Genomic DNA, 18,332 nt, shown 5'->3' with positions numbered 1-18,332 from the left:
TTTATGTGGGTTTAGAAACTTTTAAACTATAAACCATTGGTAATTTTCCTTCCATACCTTGAATTTGGAACATGTTTTTATCAATTTTTACGGTTTTCGAAAAACAATCATAAGGAGAGTAATCGTACTCCTGAAAGTCATCAATAATTAGATTTTCCTCTAAAAGTGATGTAAACACCTCAGATAAAGGGTGGTTCCAAGTGACAGAATTCAACTGAATCGGGTCCCCATCCGTATAAGAATATTCTTCTTTTTCAACAATCGCAGTGCGATTAAAATAAGGATAGACGATTTTTTCGAAATTTTCATCAAAAATCCAAATCATCGGATGAAATTCGACCAATAAGAATTTACCACCAGGTTTTAGAAAATGATCTACTATCTTAGCCCATTTTCTCAGATCTGGCAACCAACCAATAGTTCCATAACTCGTAAAAATTAAATCATATTGTCCTTCTAGTTTTTTATCTAATTCATAAATATCACTACATATAAAATCAGGGAAAGTTTCACTTTGCTCACTCAATTCCCTGGCTTTTTCAATGGCTTGTTCAGAAAAGTCTACACCGGTGGTTTGTGCGCCTAACTTTTGAAGAGAAATAGTATCTTGTCCGAAATGACATTGCAAATGAAGGACTTTAAGCCCTTCTATGTTTCCCAATAAGCCTATTTCAATTGAATTGAGAGAATTTAGAGTTGTGAGAAAAGTATGATTATCATAAAATTTAGAGTTAAAATGAATAGGTGCTTTTTTATTCCATAAGGTTTTATTAATGGTTAGGTATTTTTCTTCCCATTCGTTAATCATATGTATAATTTGTAAATCTCCATATCCATATATGGGCAAACGCTTTGAAAATTCTGGAAATATTTGTTTAAAGTCAGTAGAATTTCTTGACAAAATCAACTCTTCCAACACTTTCATGGGTCGACCCATTTTATCAATAGGATTTTTTTCGATCTCTGCTGTTATAACTTCTTCTAAAAAGGAAAATTTAGGAGTTAATTTTTTTGCAGCTTCTTGCAGTTTGTCGGAGTTTTTTGTTTGATAGGCCGACCAAAGTTTTGAAAAGCCTTCTAGATCTGTGGAGTCTAAAGATGTTTTTTTTCTATAAAGTAATTTGAGTTCTTCTTCATTATAGCTAGAGAATCCGAAATCAAGATTTTCTGCGAGCACTAAAAATACATTTTGTTGCCTATTTTCATGCAGTAAATGGCAAACAAACCAAAAATTAACTTGACAGAATAAATCTTTTTCAAACCAGCAGTAAACTTCCTCTTCTGTATTTAGTTTGAGGATTTTCTCAAATTCCTTTTGCGAATTATGTAAGTATTCAGTTTGTTGTGTTCCATATGTTCTTTCAAGAAATGTTGCTCTGTTTAGATAGAATTCGGCAAGATTTTCACCTGAAACATCGCCTTCAATAAGGCATTCTCTCGCTACTATTCGTTCACCCTTTATATCCAAAGGAAATCGATCTAAAAGACTGTCTCCATTAAGAACATGAATCATGAGATCGTTTTTTGGTTAAGGGCTAATATAAGTTTAAAATTGTAAAAGAATTTTACTCGTTTAACTTTTTCCAAATCAAATCTTTGAGTTGGTCTAAATTGATTTGTGCGACAGAAGAAATAAATAGGTGGGGAATTGTTTTGGGCAAGGTTTTCTTAATTTCTTTTTTCAATTCTTCATCTAAAAGATCGCATTTAGAAATGGCCAAAATCCTTTCTTTGTCCAACAATTCTGGATTGTGTTTTTTTAGTTCGTTTAGTAGAATTTTGTATTCATTATTAATATCCAAACTATCCGCAGAAACCATAAAAAGCAACAAAGAGTTTCTTTCAATATGTCTCAAAAAGCGATGTCCAAGTCCTTTTCCTTCGGCTGCACCTTCTATTATTCCTGGAATATCGGCCATTACAAAACTTTGAAAATCTCTATATTTTACTATACCCAAATTTGGTTTTAAGGTAGTAAAAGGGTAGTCGGCAATTTTGGGTTTGGCGCTGGTTAGGACAGAGAGTAAAGTTGACTTACCTGCATTTGGAAAACCGACTAAACCTACATCTGCTAGAATTTTTAGTTCTAATCTAAACCAACCTTCGGCTCCGGGAATTCCAGGTTGTTTATACCTCGGTGTTTGGTTCGTAGATGATTTAAAATGCCAGTTGCCTAATCCGCCCATTCCACCTTCAACTAAAATAGTTTCCTGCCCATTTTCAGTAATTTCAAAGAGAATTTCATCTGTTTCTGCATCTCTAACAATGGTCCCTAAAGGCACATCGATATATTGATCATCACCTGATTTTCCTGTACTTCGATTCTTAGAACCACTTCCTCCGTGTTCAGCTCGGATATGTGTTTTAAATTTTAAGTGGATGAGTGTCCACATATTTTCATCCCCACGAACTATAATGTGTCCACCACGTCCGCCATCTCCACCATCGGGTCCACCTTTGGCAACATATTTCTCTCTGTGTAAATGTGATGATCCACTACCTCCGTTTCCGGACGCCGCAAATATTTTTACATAATCTACAAAATTGCCTTCGGTCATTTGGGGTTTATTAAAGTTGGTCGATTACCTTTTGTAATCTCAGGGTAATATCTTCGATGGACCCTACGCCGTTTATACCGAAGTATTTTTGCTGTTTTTGGTAAAAATCTTGTAACACAGCTGTTTTAGTTTGGTATTCTTTAAATCGATTTCTAATCTTTGATTCGTCTTGATCGTCAGATCTTCCACTGCTTTTTCCTCTGAGTAAAATGCGCTCTACCAGCAAGTTTTCAGGTACTTCCAGAGCAATCATCGCATTAATTCCACTGTTTTTTTTGGCCAGAAATTCGTCTAAAGCGATGGCTTGAGATTCGGTTCTCGGGAAACCATCGAAAATAAAGCCCTTGGCATCTGGGTTTTTCTCTACTTCTGCGATAAGCATATGAATGGTAACTTCGTCAGGTACCAAATCTCCATTATCGATATAGCTCTGTGCTAATTTCCCTAATTCAGTTTGATTTTTAATGTTATACCTAAAAACATCTCCGGTAGAGATATGGACAAGTTTATAACGATCTCTTAATAATTCTGCTTGCGTTCCTTTTCCTGCTCCTGGAGGACCAAATAAAACGATGTTTTTCATTTTTAATTAGTTGTTTTGAATTTAGGTTTACAAAAATACGACAATGTTTTTAGTTGTCAATTTTAAAAAATAGAACAGGCTATTTGTCAATTTGATATACATCGGGTAGATTTCTTCCGAGACCATCAAAATCTAACCCATAACCAACAATAAATTTGTCTTCAATTTCCAGGCCTACATAATCTATAGGTAATTCTTTTTTATAAGCTTCGGGCTTAAAAAAGAGTGTAGCAATTTTAAGTTGTTTTAGATTTTGCTCGTTAAAAATTCGATAGATCTCTTCAAGTGTTGTACCGGTATCGATTATATCTTCTAAGATGATAACAGTTTTATTGGTAAGATCTTCATTTATGCCGATCAGTTTTTTTATTACGCCTGTAGAGTCAAGACTTTTGTACGAAGAGAGCTTCACGAATGATACATGACAAGGATGAGGATAATTTCTTATAAAATCAGAAACGAACATAAAAGATCCGTTTAAAATTCCTACAAAAACAGGTTCTTCATCAGGACCCAAATCCTCAGCGATTCTTTTTGCTAAAAACGCATTTGTTTTGGCAATTTTATCGGAGGTTACAAAAGGTTTAAATGGTAAATTATGTATGGTGATCTGTTCCATTGTTTTAATTTTTGCAAAGGTAAAAATAATTCATGCCTAAAAAAGAAAAGCCTTTTTGACGATTAATCAAAAAGGCTTTTAATTATTTAAAAAGTAAATTAACCTTTTTTACTTGGTGTGTCTTTATCTTTAGTAGCATCATACATAATTGGTGTTGCTACAAAAAGAGATGAATAAGTACCTACAACCACACCTACGATTAAGGCAAACATAAAGCCTTTGATAGAATCTCCTCCGAAGAAAAAGATGGCTAACAATACGATTAATGTCGTCATAGATGTATTTAATGTTCTTCCTATTGTACTATTTAAGGCAGTATTTACAATTTTATTGAAAGGCCATCCGCTGTGTACCTTTGCAAATTCACGAATTCTGTCAAAAATTACCACGGTGTCATTCAAAGAATAACCTACAACAGTTAAGATCGCTGCTATAAATGACTGGTCTATTTCCATATCAAAAGGAAGTACCTTATAGAAAATAGAGAATATGGCGAGTACAATTAATACATCATGGAAAACCGCAGCTACCGCACCTAAACTATATTGCCATTTTCTGAATCGCAATAAGATATATAAGAACACAACGATAAGTGCTCCGATAATCGCAAAGATTGCCGCCTGCTTGATGTCGTCTGCAATTGTCGGTCCTACTTTTATCGATTGAACAATACCAATATTTCCTTCGTTATCAGCTCCTTTAAATTGGTCGTAACTGATATCAGCGGGTAAGTAAGGTTTTAGATTTGTGTAAAGCAGATTTTGAATTTCATCATCAACACCCAAATCTGTATCATCAATTTTATATTTTGTCGTAATTTTTAACTGACTGGCATTTCCGAAAGTTTTCACTTCTGGAGAACTTCCAAAAGCATCTTTTAAGCTTGCAGCAACTTCTGGAGCACTTACGGCATCATCAAATCTAACAGTGTAAGTTCTACCTCCTTTAAAATCAACTCCATAATTTAAACCGTTTGTCAACAGTGAACCAATACCCAAAATTAGGATGGTACCTGAGATGATATAGGCCATTTTTCTCTTTTTCAAGAAATCGATGTTGAAATTAGTAAACCAATTTTTAGTAATCGTAGTGTTGAAAGTAAGTTTGTTTCCATTTCTTACATACCATTCCAACAATAATCTTGTGATGAAAATAGCTGCAAATAAAGAGGTAACGATACCGATCATCAAGGTTGTAGCGAAACCTTTTACCGGACCGGTTCCAAAAATATAAAGGATAATACCAGTTAATAAGGTTGTAATGTTCGCATCTAAAATAGAAGATAAGGCATTGCTAAATCCATCATCAATAGCCTCTTTCAGATGCTTTCCAATAGAAAGTTCTTCTTTAATTCTCTCATAAATTAGCACGTTAGCATCAACCGCCATACCAATGGTTAACACAATACCCGCAATACCAGGCAGTGTTAGTACAGCGCCAAATGAGGCTAATGTTCCAAAGATGAAAAGAATATTCAGTACCAAAGCAATATCTGAGAAAATTCCGGCTTTTCCGTAATAGAAAATCATCCATAACAACACCAAGATCAGAGCGATAATAAATGATACTGTTCCCGAGTGAATTGCTTCTTTACCTAAAGAAGGACCAACGACATCAGATTGTATGATACGTGCCGCAGCAGGCAATTTACCAGATTTTAGTGCATTGGCTAAATCCTGTGCTTCTTCAATAGAAAACTGTCCTGTAATAGAAGTTCTGCCACCAGTAATTGCGTCGTTCACACGAGGAGCAGAGTAAACGAAATCGTCAAGTACAACTGCAACGAATTTCCCCACATTTTCAGAGGTCATTTTCGCCCATTGTTTTGTCCCAACCGAATTCATTGACATAGTTACTTCGGGGTTGGCGCCTAATTGATCAAAAACTTGAGCAGCGTCAGAAATAACATCCCCTTGAATCGGAGCAATATCGTCTCTGTTTGATTTAATGGCGTAAAGGTTAATTACCTCAGTATTCTCTATAGGTTTGTGATCCCATAAGAATTTAGCATATTTCATTTCTGAAGGCAATAAGTTACGCACTTCTTTTTGTGATAAATAACCATTGATTTTTGCAGTGTCTGAAACAGATGCAGATCCAACAACCGAACTCAATTGGTTAGCTGATTGAGGAATATTTGGCATTAAAACACTGAACAAAGGATTTGCTGACATCGGATCGATAGAGTCTTTCACTTCACCCAATAACTCGTCAATTTCATTTTCAATTTTTGTTGAATCTGCTTGCTGACTTGTTTCTTGTTCAACCATAGTTGCCAAAACGCCGTTTGCATTGATCAAAAATTGAGACATTTCTTGATTAGTGTAAACTTCCCAAAATTGCAATTCTGCAGTACTTTGTAATAATTTTCTAACACGGTCTATATCTTTGGCACCTGGTAATTCGATCAAAATTCTACCTGTTTCACCAATTCGCTGGATACTTGGTGAAGTAACGCCAAATCTATCTATACGACTTCTCAATACTTCAAAAGCAGTATTGATAGATCCTTCAACTTCTGTTTTCAATAGAGGCTTTACCTCTTCGTCAGACATTTTAAAGTTGATCTTATCTTTTAAAGATTTATTACCGAAAATACTTGGGTCTCCAAGCTTTACAGTTCCCTTGCTGGCATTTTCAAAAGCATCAAAGAAAAGAGATAAATAATCTTTATCACTATCTCTTTGCGCGGCAGTAGCTGCGTTTAGCGCTTCATTAAATACAGGATTTGTTGATTTGTTTGAAAGTCCATACAAAATATCCCTCACAGAAACTTCAAGAATCGCATTGATTCCCCCTTTTAAGTCAAGACCAAGATTGATTTCTTTTTCTTTTAACTCATTGTAGGTGTAGTCGGCAAAGCCTAAATTCAAGACAGGAACATTGGCAATAGAATCCAAATAATTTCTCTGTAATTGGGCTTTTTCGTCTAAGCTATTTGCTGTAGAATTGTTTTGTGCATAGGCTTCGGCATCTTTCTCTACATTTTTTGCAAAATATGTAAAGGACAGCTGGTAAAGACAAACTAAACTAAACAAAATTGCAAAAGTTCTAATAAGACCTTTGTTTTGCATTATCACTAATTTTTAATCCATAAATTTTTTAAACGCGCAAATATACTGATTTAATTTAGGTTTGAAAGAAAAATCGCAACTGATTCCTGCGCTGTTTTTCAGAAGATTAAAAACCATTTTTTTTAACTAAATTCGTGTGTATAAAATGTAAAAAAGGATGTTTACAGATATTGAAATTGCACAAAAAAACAGCATGTTGCCCATTAAGGATATAGCACACAAATTGAAGGTTGACGAAGATGATTTGGAGCTTTTTGGAAAATATAAAGCAAAACTGCCTTTAGATTTAATTGATGAGGCTAAAGTAAAGAATAGCAATTTGGTTTTAGTGACTGCATTGACACCAACCCCATCAGGTGAAGGAAAAACCACTGTTTCTATAGGTTTGTCTGAAGGATTAAATAGAATTGGGAAACTAACTACCGTTGTATTGCGAGAACCGTCTCTTGGGCCTGTTTTTGGAATTAAGGGAGGTGCAGCCGGTGGAGGATATTCTCAGGTAGTCCCCATGGAGGATATAAATTTACATTTTACAGGAGATTTTAATGCCGTAGAAAAGGCCAATAATTTACTTGCTGCCTTGATTGATAATAATTTGCAATGCCCATGTACCTTAAATTTAGACCCTAGAACTATTCTCTGGAAAAGGGTAATTGATATGAATGATAGGTCATTGCGGAATATAATTGTCGGATTAGGAGGTTCTCAAAATGGAATTCCAAGAGAAGATGGATTTAACATTACACCGGCTTCTGAAGTCATGGCTATTTTGTGTATGGCAACCGGTTTAGAAGACCTTAAAAAGCGGCTAGGAGATATTATTGTAGGTTTTACTTTCGATAAAAAGCCTGTATTTGCCAGAGATTTAAGAGCTGAAGATGCTATGGCTATTTTGTTGAGAGATGCGATTAAACCAAATTTGGTACAAACTTTAGAAAAAAATCCGGCCATTATTCATGGAGGACCTTTTGCCAATATCGCTCAGGGAACGAATACAATAATAGCTACCAAAATGGGCATGTCTTTATCGGATTATGTTGTTACAGAAGCTGGTTTCGGGGCAGATTTGGGTGCTGAGAAATTCTTTGATATAAAATGTGTGGCCTCGGGATTAAAGCCAAAGGCCGTTGTATTGGTCGTTACCATCAAAGCACTTCGTCATCATGGAGGGGCAGAACCTAATCAAATTAATCAACCCAATACGGATTTTGTAAAAACGGGTTTTGTAAATGTTGAAAAGCATATTGAGAATATCAGAAAATTTAATGTTGAACCTGTTGTTGCCATCAATGCTTTTTCAAATGACACTTCAGAAGAAATAGAAATTGTAAAACATCAATGTGCACAATTAGATATTCAAGCTGTTTTATTTGAGGGTTGGGCAAAAGGAGGAAAAGGAGCCGAAGATCTTGCAAAAGCCGTAATAGATGTTGTTGAAAACAAACCATCAAGTTTTAAGCCATTATATAATTGGGATATGCCAGTGAAAGAGAAAATAGAAAAAATAGCCAAAGAAATATATGGAGCTAGCGGTGTGGATTATGATAAAAAAGCAAAACTCAATTTAAATAGAATAGAAAAACTTGGATTCCAAAACTTTGCAATTTGCATGGCCAAAACTCAAAAATCTTTTTCAGATAATGAAAGTTTAAGAGGAAGGCCAAGAGATTTTGTAATCACAGTAAGAGAAATAGAAATCGCTTCAGGAGCAAAATTCATCATACCAATTTTGGGTGTCATGATGCGTATGCCCGGGTTACCAGGACAACCAGCAAGTGAAAAAATGAAGATTGATAGGGACGGTAGAATTTCAGGACTATCCTAAAAAAAAAGAGGCTTTTAAAGCCTCTTTTTTTTTGATAAATAAAATTATTTTACAACAATCCATTAACTACACGTACTGCATCAGCACTCTCCTTCAGGTTGGCCTTTTCCGCATCTGTTAGATCGATTTCAACAATTTTTTCGATACCGTTTTTACCTATAATACAAGGAACTCCGATAGAAATATCTTTCAAGCCGTATTCGCCATCTAGAAGAGCTGAACAAGGGAACATTTTCTTTTGATCACATGCAATGGCTTGAACCATAGCAGATACAGCTGCTCCTGGAGCGTACCACGCACTTGTTCCGAGCATTTTTGTCAAAGTTGCACCACCTACTTTCGTAGCTTCTTTTACTTCATTTAGTTTTTCTTCAGATAAGAATTTTGAAACCGGAATGCTGTTTCTTACTGCCAATCTGGTTAGTGGAATCATTCCTGTATCACTATGTCCACCTATCACCATTCCATCTACATCAGAAGTTGGACAACCTAAAGCTTCGGAAAGTCTGTATTTAAACCTTGCACTGTCTAGGGCTCCACCCATTCCTATAATTCTGTTTTTTGGTAATCCGGTAGCTTTATGAGCTAAATAAGCCATCGTATCCATCGGGTTACTTACAACAATAAGAATTGCGTTAGGAGAATGTTTTAATAAGTTTTCTGCTACGGTTTTAACGATTCCAGCATTGATACCGATTAACTCTTCGCGAGTCATCCCTGGTTTTCTTGGAATACCACTGGTGATTACGGCAATATCGCTATTGGCTGTTTTTGAATAATCATTGGTGGCTCCAGATATTTTAGTGTCGAATCCATTTAATGAAGCGCATTGCATCAAATCCATGGCTTTTCCTTCGGCAAAATCTTCTTTGATATCTACTAATACTACTTCAGAAGCGAAATCTTTAATGGCAATATATTCGGCACAACTCGCACCTACTGCACCTGCTCCTACTACTGTTACTTTCATTTTTATTTATTTAAAATTACTATATATCTATGTTTGCGTAAACGGCATTTTTTTCGATAAATTCTCTTCGAGGTGGCACATCATCACCCATAAGCATAGAAAAGACCCTGTCTGCTTCAGTTCCATTTTCAATTGAAACCTGACGCATGGTTCTAAATTCAGGATTCATAGTTGTATCCCATAATTGTTCTGCATTCATTTCTCCAAGACCCTTATATCGCTGAATAGAGGCGCCGCTACCAAAAGCATCAAGAAGCTTATCACGTTGCTTGTCGTTCCAAGCATATTCTTTTTTTGCTCCTTTCTTTACCAAGTAAAGTGGCGGTGCAGCGATGTAAATATTTCCATTTTCAACTAGTTCTCGCATGTATCTGAAGAAGAAAGTGAGTATCAAAGTCGCAATATGGCTTCCATCAACATCGGCATCACACATAATCACAATTTTGTGATATCTCAATTTGGAAAGGTTTAAAGCTCTAGGATCTTCTTCTGTACCAATAGATACACCTAAGGCAGTGTACATGTTTTTGATCTCTTCGTTTTCAAAAACTTTATGTTGCATAGCCTTTTCAACGTTCAATATTTTACCCCTCAAGGGCAGAATGGCTTGAAAGTTTCTGTCGCGTCCCTGCTTGGCAGTTCCACCTGCAGAGTCTCCCTCAACAAGGAAAATTTCACATTTTTCGGGATCACTCCAAGCACAATCAGATAATTTTCCGGGCAAACCACCACCATGCATCACCGTTTTACGCTGCACCATTTCACGCGCCTTATTTGCAGCATGTCTCGCCTGAGCAGCAAGTATCACTTTCTGAACAATGATTTTTGCGTCGTTAGGATTTTCTTCTAAATAATCAGTCAGCATTTCACTTACTGCCTGACTCACCGCTGATGTCACATCTCTGTTACCTAATTTGGTCTTTGTTTGTCCCTCAAATTGAGGTTCAGCAACTTTGACAGAAATGATGGCCGTTAAGCCCTCACGGAAGTCATCACCAGAGATCTCAAACTTCAATTTACTCAATAAACCTGAAGTCTCCGCGTATTTTTTTAAGGTGTTCGTCAATCCTCTTCTAAAACCAGAAAGGTGTGTACCACCTTCATGTGTATTGATATTATTGACATAAGAGTGCAGATTTTCGTTGAAAGAGGTATTGTAAACCATGGCAACTTCTACGGGTATACCATTTTTCTCTCCTTCCATACTAATTACATCAGCCGTAAGTTGTTCTCTCGTTGAGTCTAGGTAACGAACAAATTCTTTTAGACCTTCTTCACTAAAAAACTCTTCATGAATAAAATTACCTTCATCGTCTTTATGTCTTTTATCTGTGAGTGTTATTTTCACTCCCTGGTTCAAATAAGACAATTCCCTCAGTCTTGCAGCGAGAATATCGTAACTAAAAACAATGTCCGTTTGAAAAATTGTATCGTCGGCCCAGAAGGTAACCTCTGTTCCGGTTTTATCTGATTCTCCAATTACCTTTACGGGATAAAGTGCTTTTCCTTTTTCATATTCTTGTTGCCAAATTTTCCCCTCTCTTTCTACAGTTGCTGTAAGATGATTTGAAAGTGCATTTACACATGATACACCAACACCGTGCAAACCACCTGACACTTTATATGAGTCTTTGTCAAATTTACCGCCGGCACCAATTTTAGTCATTACTACTTGAAGAGCAGAAACGCCTTCTTTTTTATGCAAACCAACAGGAATACCCCGTCCATTATCTTTAACTGTAATTGAGTTGTCTTCGTTAATTATAACATCAATTTGAGAGCAATACCCAGCCATAGCTTCGTCAATGGAGTTATCTACCACTTCGTAGACCAAATGGTGCAAACCTCTTGAACTTACATCACCGATATACATCGAGGGTCTCATCCTCACATGTTCCATTCCTTCTAAGGCCTGAATACTATCCGCTGAATATTGATCTTTTTTTGCTTCTTCGCTCATAATTTCAATAATTATTTTCTCTACTTTTTAGAAAGTACAAATATAACAAAACACAGTGTTTGTAGGGGTTGATTTTAAGGTTAATCAAGTGAAGTTATTAACAAATGTTCGTAAAAAATTTATAGTTTTTATATTTAAAGAATTCTTTAAATCTCAATGAAAAAAGCCTGGGGAAACAGGCTTTTTTTTAGCGCATAAAAATCAAAGGATTTATTCTAATAATTTTTATAAGAGATGTAAATCTCTAACCTAAATCTAAGTTATTTCTAAAGAAAAAGACCTGATACTTTTTGGTATCAGGTCTTGGTGCAAATTAAAATAGCTTAATATTTCAATGTATTTGCTTTTTGTGTTTCGTTTGTCATTTTATTCCCCTCAGATAAAAACAACTCCCTTGCACAATGATCACTTTTGTGATCTTATTTCAGTATCCAATATTCTGGACTTTGAACTTTCTGAAATAATAAATAGTAACGTTATCAATTATTAACTGAGACAAATGTATGTGGTAATTCTTAAGAGAATCTGAAGTTTTCTTCAGATTTAAAAAAAAATCAAAAATAAATGGTGAAATGATGCAGGCCTTCACTGTAATGATGGTTTATTTTCCATTCGTGTACGTCGCAAATCTTTTTTACAATTGCAAGGCCGAGGCCAAATGAATCTGAGGAAGTACTCTCCTTTTTAAAACGATCAAACAACATATCTGAAGAAGTTTTTGTTGGTTTACCTGTGTTTGCAACCGAGAGGTATACCTCATTTGTGTGAATTTCTATGCTACCCCCTTCTTGATTGTGCTTAATGGCGTTACTGATCAGATTTGAGACAACCATATCTAATAAAAGTGGATTTGCATTTACTTTAGCATCTAAGGTAAGATTCTTACTTATGGTAAGGTCCTTACTGAGGATAAAATCTTCAAAAATCTCTAATTGCTGATTTACTATTTCATTCACTAAAATTTCTTTTTTCTGGCTATACTGTTGGTTTTCTATTTTCGAAAGCATCAACAATGTCTTGTTCAATTTCGAGAGTCTTTTTGAGGCGCTAAAAACTGTACTAATGGTCTGTTTGTCTTCTATATTGAGATTTTCAGACTGCATTAAATATTCAAGTTTCGACTGAATAATGGCCAAAGGAGTTTGCATTTCGTGTGAAGCGTTTTCAGTAAATTCTTTCAGATTCTGAAAGTCTGTACTGAGTTTGTCTGTGAGTTTATATAAGGAATGATTTAGTTCTTTGAATTCATCTATTTGAGATTCTTCTAAAGCGATGGGCTCTGCATTTTCAAATGAGTAATTCTTTAATTTGTCAAGATTTTTGTAAAAAGGATTCCAGAATTTTTTTGCCACATAGGTATTTAATATATAAGCGGAAAGAATTAATAAAAAGACAACAACAGCGACCGAAATTGTAATTGCAAGAATAAATTCATGGTTTTTTACCTGTGAACTTCTTGTAACAATTTTATAGGTTTTACCTTGTAGTGTTTCAATTGAAGTAAGCTGTCTGTACAATTCATAATTCTCTACTCCACCGATAATTTGGTAAAGCATTGTGTCTTTAAAATACAGTGTATCTCTTACAGGGTAGTCTAATTCGTAATCATCAACTTCTAAAATGGGTAATGGATAGTCATATTTTAACCTTTGTGCAATGAGTTCTTTATCCCACAAGAGTTTTTCATCCTGCCTTTGAGCCATTACTCTTTTTAGAACAAAAAAAATGGTTGTACTTGATAAGACAAAAATGATGGCAGAATAAATAAAATAGGTTCGCCGGGTTTTATTGAGCAGTTTCATTAATCACCAAATTTGTACCCCAATCCATATATCGTTTGAAGATAATCAGGACATCCCAATAGACTTAGTTTTTTTCTTAAATTTCGCATGTGTGTGTAAATAAAATCAAAATTATCGAGCATGTCAGCATTGTCTCCCCAAAGGTGTTCTGCAATACTTTCCTTGGTTAGAACCCGACCTTTATTTGTGACAAAATACAATAAAAGGTGATATTCCTTTTTGGTTAATTCAACAGGTTTATCAAGAACCTTTACAGATTTGGCTTCAGGATCTATTTCTATTTCGTTAAATGTTATCTTCTGATCACCGTCATAATGTCGCCTTCTTATAAGTGAATTGATCCTTGAATTTAACTCTGCCAAATGAAATGGTTTCGTAATATAATCATCTGCGCCTAAATCAAGCCCCTTCAATTTGTCGTCTAATGAATTTTTCGCAGAGACGATTAAAACACCAGTCCGCGGTTTGTTCTTTTTGATATATTTTAATAAATCAAGGCCGTTTCCACCGGGTAAATTGATATCGAGAACAACAATATCATAATCATAAGTCACCAATTTATCTTCGGCACTCAGAAAATCCATGGCGTGTTCACAAATAAATTCAGCTTTTTGAAGATAATTGCAAGTAACTTGAACCAGATCCATTTCGTCCTCAACAACAAGTATTTTCATCGATCATATTTTAAAAAAGCACAATTGCTTGAAAAGATGCAAGTTATTTAATAAATATTACTTGCCTTGCAAACGGACTGTTAAAATTAAAGAGGTCTAATTGATACTCGGTAATAAAATTAATATAACAACTGATAATTATTTGGGTCTTTTTTGAAAGTGTAACCTAAGGTCCATTCTATATAATCTGATCTTGTCTCGGTCACCTTTAAACTTAATCCTACAAATAGTTTTTTTTGCTGGCCTATCAGGTACCTAAAACCAAGTCTTTTGTAAATGGCACTTTCTTCATTTTCTTCATTTCGGTTTAAATAAACACCAACATTCAAGGGGACATAAATTCGATCTGTTAATACCCATTCCCAAAGGCCAACTACCCCATAACTAAACTGCTTTTTAAAATTGGTTTTGTCTTCGGTAACTCTATCTAATGCGCCAGCTGTATAGAATAGTTCAAAGCCTAAACCAAATCTATATTTGTATTGAAATTGATGTAAAAAATTGGCGCTAAGGGTAGATTTAAAATAGTCCGCTTTTCCATACTCAAAATTACGATTACCGACAGCTCCAAAAAAACTGAACATGTTAAATGGTATAAATTCCGATATTTTTGATTTGTCTAAAACTGTTTTTTCATCATTAAAATTATAGGATGCCATGACAGAAAAAGGTAATACGTTGATACTCTTGTTTGGCAATCGAAGTCTTCCATTTGAGAAGTGTTTAAAGCCCGCTCCAGCCCCAATTTTCCAATGAGGAGTAATATAGTAGCGTAATTCTGTAGACAAGGCTATATAAACATTCCTCCTTGACCCAATGATTTCATTGGTAGGATTTTTTATGGGATCATAAAAGTTAAAATTTGTAGCTAACCCAAGACCCAGACTATAAATCCATTCCCAATTATCCGGCATATGCATTACTGGAATATCTACAAAACCATCTATTGCATAAGGGTTTCCAAAAACATTATCCTTAAATGTGCCAGCGTAAAATCCTATACCAAACACAGGAGAACGATATAAGGTAGAATAAGCATTGTTTTCTTTTTTTCTGAATCCCATTCTCATATCGGTACCGTAATATTCGTAAATACCTCTTTCCTCTAATGCAGTAATTACACCACCAAATTCAAATTTAGATTGGAGTTCGAGATTGTATTTAGAAGTTTTTTGTGGCCTAGAAATAAATTGTGTTGTTTTTAAAGTATCCTGTCCGAAAGATTTAAAAATCACTCCTAAAAAGATTGCTGACAGCACTAATATGCGACATAGACAGAGGGAATGTTTAAAGAGGAACAATTTAAAAACTATTTATTGTTAGCTGGCCTTATAGGCGCTGCAATATACCCAAAATTACAGCTTTAGAAATAAAAAACATATTGCAATTAGCGTTAACTATTAAGTTTTAATAACGCGGTATATTCAAGAACCATCCTTCGTGCAATATCAAAGAACAATTTGCGTTTATATTAAATACAACATCTACAAAAGATATTCAATTGCTATGAAAAAAATGTATTTTGGTGTTGTGATGATGATGCTATTGGTATGCAATCACATTACTGCACAACGATTTTCACCTTTAGATAAAAATCCAACAGACATTGCTTATTTGCGAGCAAATCAATTGTCAAAACCGCTTATAAAAGTAGTTTACAGCCGTCCGCATAAACTAGAAACAGAAGTTTTTGGTAAGCAAATTCCGTTTGGAGAAATTTGGCGAACGGGTGATAATGAAGCTACAGAAGTAAAATTCTTTACAGACATTAAATTTGGCGATGAGTTGGTAAAGGCTGGGACATATATTCTACATACCATTCCTGGTGAGAAAGAATGGACAATTATTTTAAATAGTAATACAGATACTTGGGGTGCTTTTTTCTACGACGAATCAAAAGATGTTGCCAGAATTAAAATACCTGTAAAAAAAGGAGAGCCAATCGATATTTTTTCAATTGCGTTTAATCAAAATTACAATAGAAATTTTATGGTTTTGGCTTGGGACACTACACGAGTTAATATCCCTGTAGAATCCTATTCCCCATTCTTGGCAGAGCTTTAAAAAATTGTTGAACTCATCAAAATAATTATGAAGAATCTTTACCTTTTATTTTTTGTATTGTTGAGTTTTATTTTCTCGACGCAAACAGAAGCACAAAACTTCCAAATTGTAGATAAAAGTCCGCACGACATAGTATATTATCGCAAAACAAATTTAATGCCGCCATTGGTAAAAGTACTTTATGGAAGACCTCAAAAGAATGGCAGAGAAATTTTTGGAGGTTTAGTTCCATTTGGTGAGGTATGGCGTGTTGGAGCTAACGAAACAACAGAAATTACTTTTTATGAAGACGTAATTTTTGGAGATCAAGAAGTGAAAAAAGGTACTTACACCCTTTATGCCATACCTGAAGCAGAAGAATGGACCATTATATTAAGCTCTCATCTAGATACTTGGGGTACTTCTTCCTACAAAGAAAAATTTGATGTTGTCAGAGTAAAATCCAAAGTTCGCAAGGCAGAAGAAATTGAAGTTTTTTCTATTGGATTTAAAGAAAAAGGGAAAGTAATCAATATGATTTTTGGTTGGGATACCACCAGAGTAATTGTACCTATTTCATAATATCATAAACCCTTTCTCCGTTTACAAAAGTGGATAGCACTTTTGTTTCGGGAATCTTATGGATATCCTCGGTCATAATATCTTGATCTAAGATCACAAAATCAGCTAATTTACCGTTTTCGATACTTCCTTTTTCATTTTCTTCAAAATTGGAATACGCCGCCCATATTGTCATACCTTTTAAAGTCTCTTCTCTAGAAAGTGCGTTTTCAGGATTGAATCCATATTCAGGAAAACCTTGGAGGTCTTTTCTTGAAACTGCAGCGTAAAATGTGAGCATGGGATTTACTTGTTCTACCGGGAAATCTGTACCTAAAGCAATTTTTCCATACTCATTCAATAAATTTTTATAGGCATAAGCCCCTTTAATTCGGTCACTTCCAACCCTGTCTTCCGCCCAATACATATCGCTTGTAGCATGGGTAGGTTGAACAGAAGGAATTATTTCTTTATAAAATTCAAAATCTTCGGGAGAAACAATTTGTGCATGCTCTATTCTCCACCTTCTGTCAACCTTCCCTTTCAAAACCTTTTGATAGGTTTTTAATAGAAAGGTGTTGGCAGAATCCCCTATGGCATGTGTATTCATCTGATAATCTGAATTGGCTATTCTCTGGGCTATTTCTTTTGTTTTTTCTACACCAGTTACCAAAGCTCCAAAATGATTTTCTCTGTCTGAATAAGGCGCTCTCATGGCTGCGCCACGAGATCCAAGAGCTCCATCTGAGTATACTTTAAAAGATCGAACATTTAATCGATCTGTTTTGATAATGCCATTATTAATAAAATGATCTAGGTTTTCATCGCTCACAGAAACCATGGCATATACCCTCATTTTTAACTTTTGAGCTTGTTGTAAGCTGTCGATCAAGTTGATGGCAAATTTGCTCAAGCCAGCATCGTCAACAGTTGTTAAACCCAAAGAAAAGCAAACTTTTTGTGCATCTAATAAGGCGTTAATTGCATTTTCTTTTGTGCTTCTAGGGATGATTTTGTTTACCAACTCCTCTGCATTATCTACTAAAACACCTGTAATTTTTCCATTTTGTTTAATGATTTCCCCGCCTTCAACTTTTGTCTTTTCATTTATACCAGCTAAGTCTAAAACTTTCTGATTTACCAAAAGCGCGTGCCCGTCTATTCTTCCTAAAGCAATAGGTGTATCAGGAAAAAGCAGGTCAAGTGTGTCTTTTGTTGGGAAATCTTTTATTTCCCAATCGTTTTGATCCCAGCCTCGACCCAAAATAAATGGTCTGTTTTTTTCTTTTTGAAAATCGACTATTTTTTGAACAATTTCTTTGTAACTCTTTGTGCCGACTAAATCAAGTTCTTGTAAAACAAATCCATAATTAAAAAAATGGCAATGTGCATCAATTAATCCGGGAACAATTGTTTGGTTCTTTGCATCGATGGTCTGATCGCTTTTGTATTGATTTGTGATTTCCTCATTGGTTCCCACAGCAAGAAATTTTCCATTAGAAACTGCAAATGCTTGTGCTTTTCCAAATTCCTCGTCAACAGTATATATATTTCCGTTGATCACGATTAATTCCGCAGTAGCTTTTGAATCAGAACAAGAATAGAATAGAATAAGTGAACAAAAGATAAAGAAATTTCTCATGGGTATTTTTTTGCTAAATAT

14 protein-coding genes are annotated in these 18,332 nt (G+C 35.0%); 3 read left to right on the top strand and 11 right to left on the bottom strand.

Going from position 1 to position 18,332, the window contains the following annotated elements:
- Window position 1: 1 nt before the first annotated feature.
- From ACFQ39_RS00930 to secDF, 5 genes are all read right to left on the bottom strand, one after another.
- The gene (locus ACFQ39_RS00930) at window positions 2-1,513 is read right to left on the bottom strand and encodes a class I SAM-dependent methyltransferase (protein ID WP_377175508.1); all 1,512 of its coding nucleotides are present in this window, start codon (window positions 1,511-1,513) and stop codon (window positions 2-4) included.
- A 52-nt stretch (window positions 1,514-1,565) separates the two neighbouring features.
- A complete protein-coding gene (gene obgE, locus ACFQ39_RS00925; protein WP_377175507.1) occupies window positions 1,566-2,558 on the bottom strand; it encodes a GTPase ObgE in 993 nt (330 codons plus the stop codon).
- Between the two features lie 10 nt (window positions 2,559-2,568).
- Entirely contained in the window at window positions 2,569-3,141 is a 573-nt protein-coding gene (locus ACFQ39_RS00920; RefSeq protein WP_377175505.1) for an adenylate kinase, read from the bottom strand.
- Window positions 3,142-3,220: 79 nt separating this feature from the next.
- Window positions 3,221-3,760 carry a hypoxanthine phosphoribosyltransferase gene (gene hpt / locus ACFQ39_RS00915; RefSeq protein WP_377175504.1) on the bottom strand — a complete coding sequence of 180 codons (540 nt, stop codon included), beginning with the start codon at window positions 3,758-3,760 and terminating at the stop codon, window positions 3,221-3,223.
- Window positions 3,761-3,858: 98 nt separating this feature from the next.
- Entirely contained in the window at window positions 3,859-6,834 is a 2,976-nt protein-coding gene (gene secDF, locus ACFQ39_RS00910; RefSeq protein WP_377175502.1) for a protein translocase subunit SecDF, read from the bottom strand.
- A gap of 157 nt (window positions 6,835-6,991) precedes the next feature.
- Between secDF and ACFQ39_RS00905 the strand changes: the two genes are divergently transcribed.
- Window positions 6,992-8,659, top strand: a complete 1,668-nt coding sequence (locus tag ACFQ39_RS00905; RefSeq protein ID WP_377175500.1) for a formate--tetrahydrofolate ligase — start codon at window positions 6,992-6,994, stop codon at window positions 8,657-8,659.
- Between the two features lie 49 nt (window positions 8,660-8,708).
- Here the strand turns inward: ACFQ39_RS00905 and mdh are convergent, their stop codons facing one another.
- The 5 genes from mdh to ACFQ39_RS00880 form a co-directional block, all read right to left on the bottom strand.
- Window positions 8,709-9,629, bottom strand: a complete 921-nt coding sequence (mdh, locus tag ACFQ39_RS00900; protein ID WP_377175498.1) for a malate dehydrogenase — start codon at window positions 9,627-9,629, stop codon at window positions 8,709-8,711.
- Window positions 9,630-9,648: 19 nt separating this feature from the next.
- Window positions 9,649-11,589, bottom strand: coding sequence for a DNA topoisomerase (ATP-hydrolyzing) subunit B (gene gyrB, locus ACFQ39_RS00895; RefSeq protein ID WP_377175496.1), 1,941 nt, complete (start codon window positions 11,587-11,589; stop codon window positions 9,649-9,651).
- A 554-nt stretch (window positions 11,590-12,143) separates the two neighbouring features.
- Window positions 12,144-13,391, bottom strand: coding sequence for a sensor histidine kinase (locus tag ACFQ39_RS00890; RefSeq protein WP_377175495.1), 1,248 nt, complete (start codon window positions 13,389-13,391; stop codon window positions 12,144-12,146).
- The gene (locus ACFQ39_RS00885) at window positions 13,391-14,065 is read right to left on the bottom strand and encodes a response regulator transcription factor (RefSeq protein WP_377175493.1); all 675 of its coding nucleotides are present in this window, start codon (window positions 14,063-14,065) and stop codon (window positions 13,391-13,393) included. Before ACFQ39_RS00885 ends, ACFQ39_RS00890 begins: the two co-directional genes overlap by 1 nt.
- A gap of 119 nt (window positions 14,066-14,184) precedes the next feature.
- Window positions 14,185-15,300, bottom strand: coding sequence for an acyloxyacyl hydrolase (locus tag ACFQ39_RS00880; protein ID WP_377175491.1), 1,116 nt, complete (start codon window positions 15,298-15,300; stop codon window positions 14,185-14,187).
- Between the two features lie 271 nt (window positions 15,301-15,571).
- Between ACFQ39_RS00880 and ACFQ39_RS00875 the strand changes: the two genes are divergently transcribed.
- Together ACFQ39_RS00875 and ACFQ39_RS00870 are read left to right on the top strand one after the other, a co-directional pair.
- Window positions 15,572-16,129 carry a DUF2911 domain-containing protein gene (locus ACFQ39_RS00875; RefSeq protein WP_377175489.1) on the top strand — a complete coding sequence of 186 codons (558 nt, stop codon included), beginning with the start codon at window positions 15,572-15,574 and terminating at the stop codon, window positions 16,127-16,129.
- Window positions 16,130-16,156: 27 nt separating this feature from the next.
- Window positions 16,157-16,690, top strand: coding sequence for a DUF2911 domain-containing protein (locus tag ACFQ39_RS00870; RefSeq protein WP_377175486.1), 534 nt, complete (start codon window positions 16,157-16,159; stop codon window positions 16,688-16,690).
- Here the strand turns inward: ACFQ39_RS00870 and ACFQ39_RS00865 are convergent.
- On the bottom strand, window positions 16,680-18,311 hold the full coding sequence (locus ACFQ39_RS00865; RefSeq protein WP_377175485.1) for an amidohydrolase: 1,632 nt from the start codon (window positions 18,309-18,311) through the stop codon (window positions 16,680-16,682). The genes ACFQ39_RS00870 and ACFQ39_RS00865 overlap by 11 nt on opposite strands.
- Between the last annotated feature and the right edge of the window lie 21 nt (window positions 18,312-18,332).

The sequence above is a fragment of the Namhaeicola litoreus genome, from assembly GCF_042679565.1.
Taxonomy (GTDB): Bacteria; Bacteroidota; Bacteroidia; order Flavobacteriales; family Flavobacteriaceae; genus Namhaeicola; species Namhaeicola litoreus.
Note: the sequence above shows the minus strand (reverse complement) of the source record. Positions and strands in the feature narration are given on the sequence as shown.

Excerpts from the sequence above, each read along its gene's own strand:
- ACFQ39_RS00890 (WP_377175495.1), bottom strand. The coding sequence starts at position 13,391 with ATGAAACTGCTCAATAAAACCCGGCGAACCTATTTTATTTATTCTGCC.
- gyrB (WP_377175496.1), bottom strand. The coding sequence starts at position 11,589 with ATGAGCGAAGAAGCAAAAAAAGATCAATATTCAGCGGATAGTATTCAG.
- ACFQ39_RS00905 (WP_377175500.1), top strand. The coding sequence starts at position 6,992 with ATGTTTACAGATATTGAAATTGCACAAAAAAACAGCATGTTGCCCATT.
- obgE (WP_377175507.1), bottom strand. The coding sequence starts at position 2,558 with ATGACCGAAGGCAATTTTGTAGATTATGTAAAAATATTTGCGGCGTCC.
- ACFQ39_RS00865 (WP_377175485.1), bottom strand. The coding sequence starts at position 18,311 with ATGAGAAATTTCTTTATCTTTTGTTCACTTATTCTATTCTATTCTTGT.
- secDF (WP_377175502.1), bottom strand. The coding sequence starts at position 6,834 with ATGCAAAACAAAGGTCTTATTAGAACTTTTGCAATTTTGTTTAGTTTA.
- ACFQ39_RS00885 (WP_377175493.1), bottom strand. The coding sequence starts at position 14,065 with ATGAAAATACTTGTTGTTGAGGACGAAATGGATCTGGTTCAAGTTACT.
- ACFQ39_RS00875 (WP_377175489.1), top strand. The coding sequence starts at position 15,572 with ATGAAAAAAATGTATTTTGGTGTTGTGATGATGATGCTATTGGTATGC.
- mdh (WP_377175498.1), bottom strand. The coding sequence starts at position 9,629 with ATGAAAGTAACAGTAGTAGGAGCAGGTGCAGTAGGTGCGAGTTGTGCC.
- ACFQ39_RS00870 (WP_377175486.1), top strand. The coding sequence starts at position 16,157 with ATGAAGAATCTTTACCTTTTATTTTTTGTATTGTTGAGTTTTATTTTC.
- ACFQ39_RS00920 (WP_377175505.1), bottom strand. The coding sequence starts at position 3,141 with ATGAAAAACATCGTTTTATTTGGTCCTCCAGGAGCAGGAAAAGGAACG.
- ACFQ39_RS00930 (WP_377175508.1), bottom strand. The coding sequence starts at position 1,513 with ATGATTCATGTTCTTAATGGAGACAGTCTTTTAGATCGATTTCCTTTG.
- hpt (WP_377175504.1), bottom strand. The coding sequence starts at position 3,760 with ATGGAACAGATCACCATACATAATTTACCATTTAAACCTTTTGTAACC.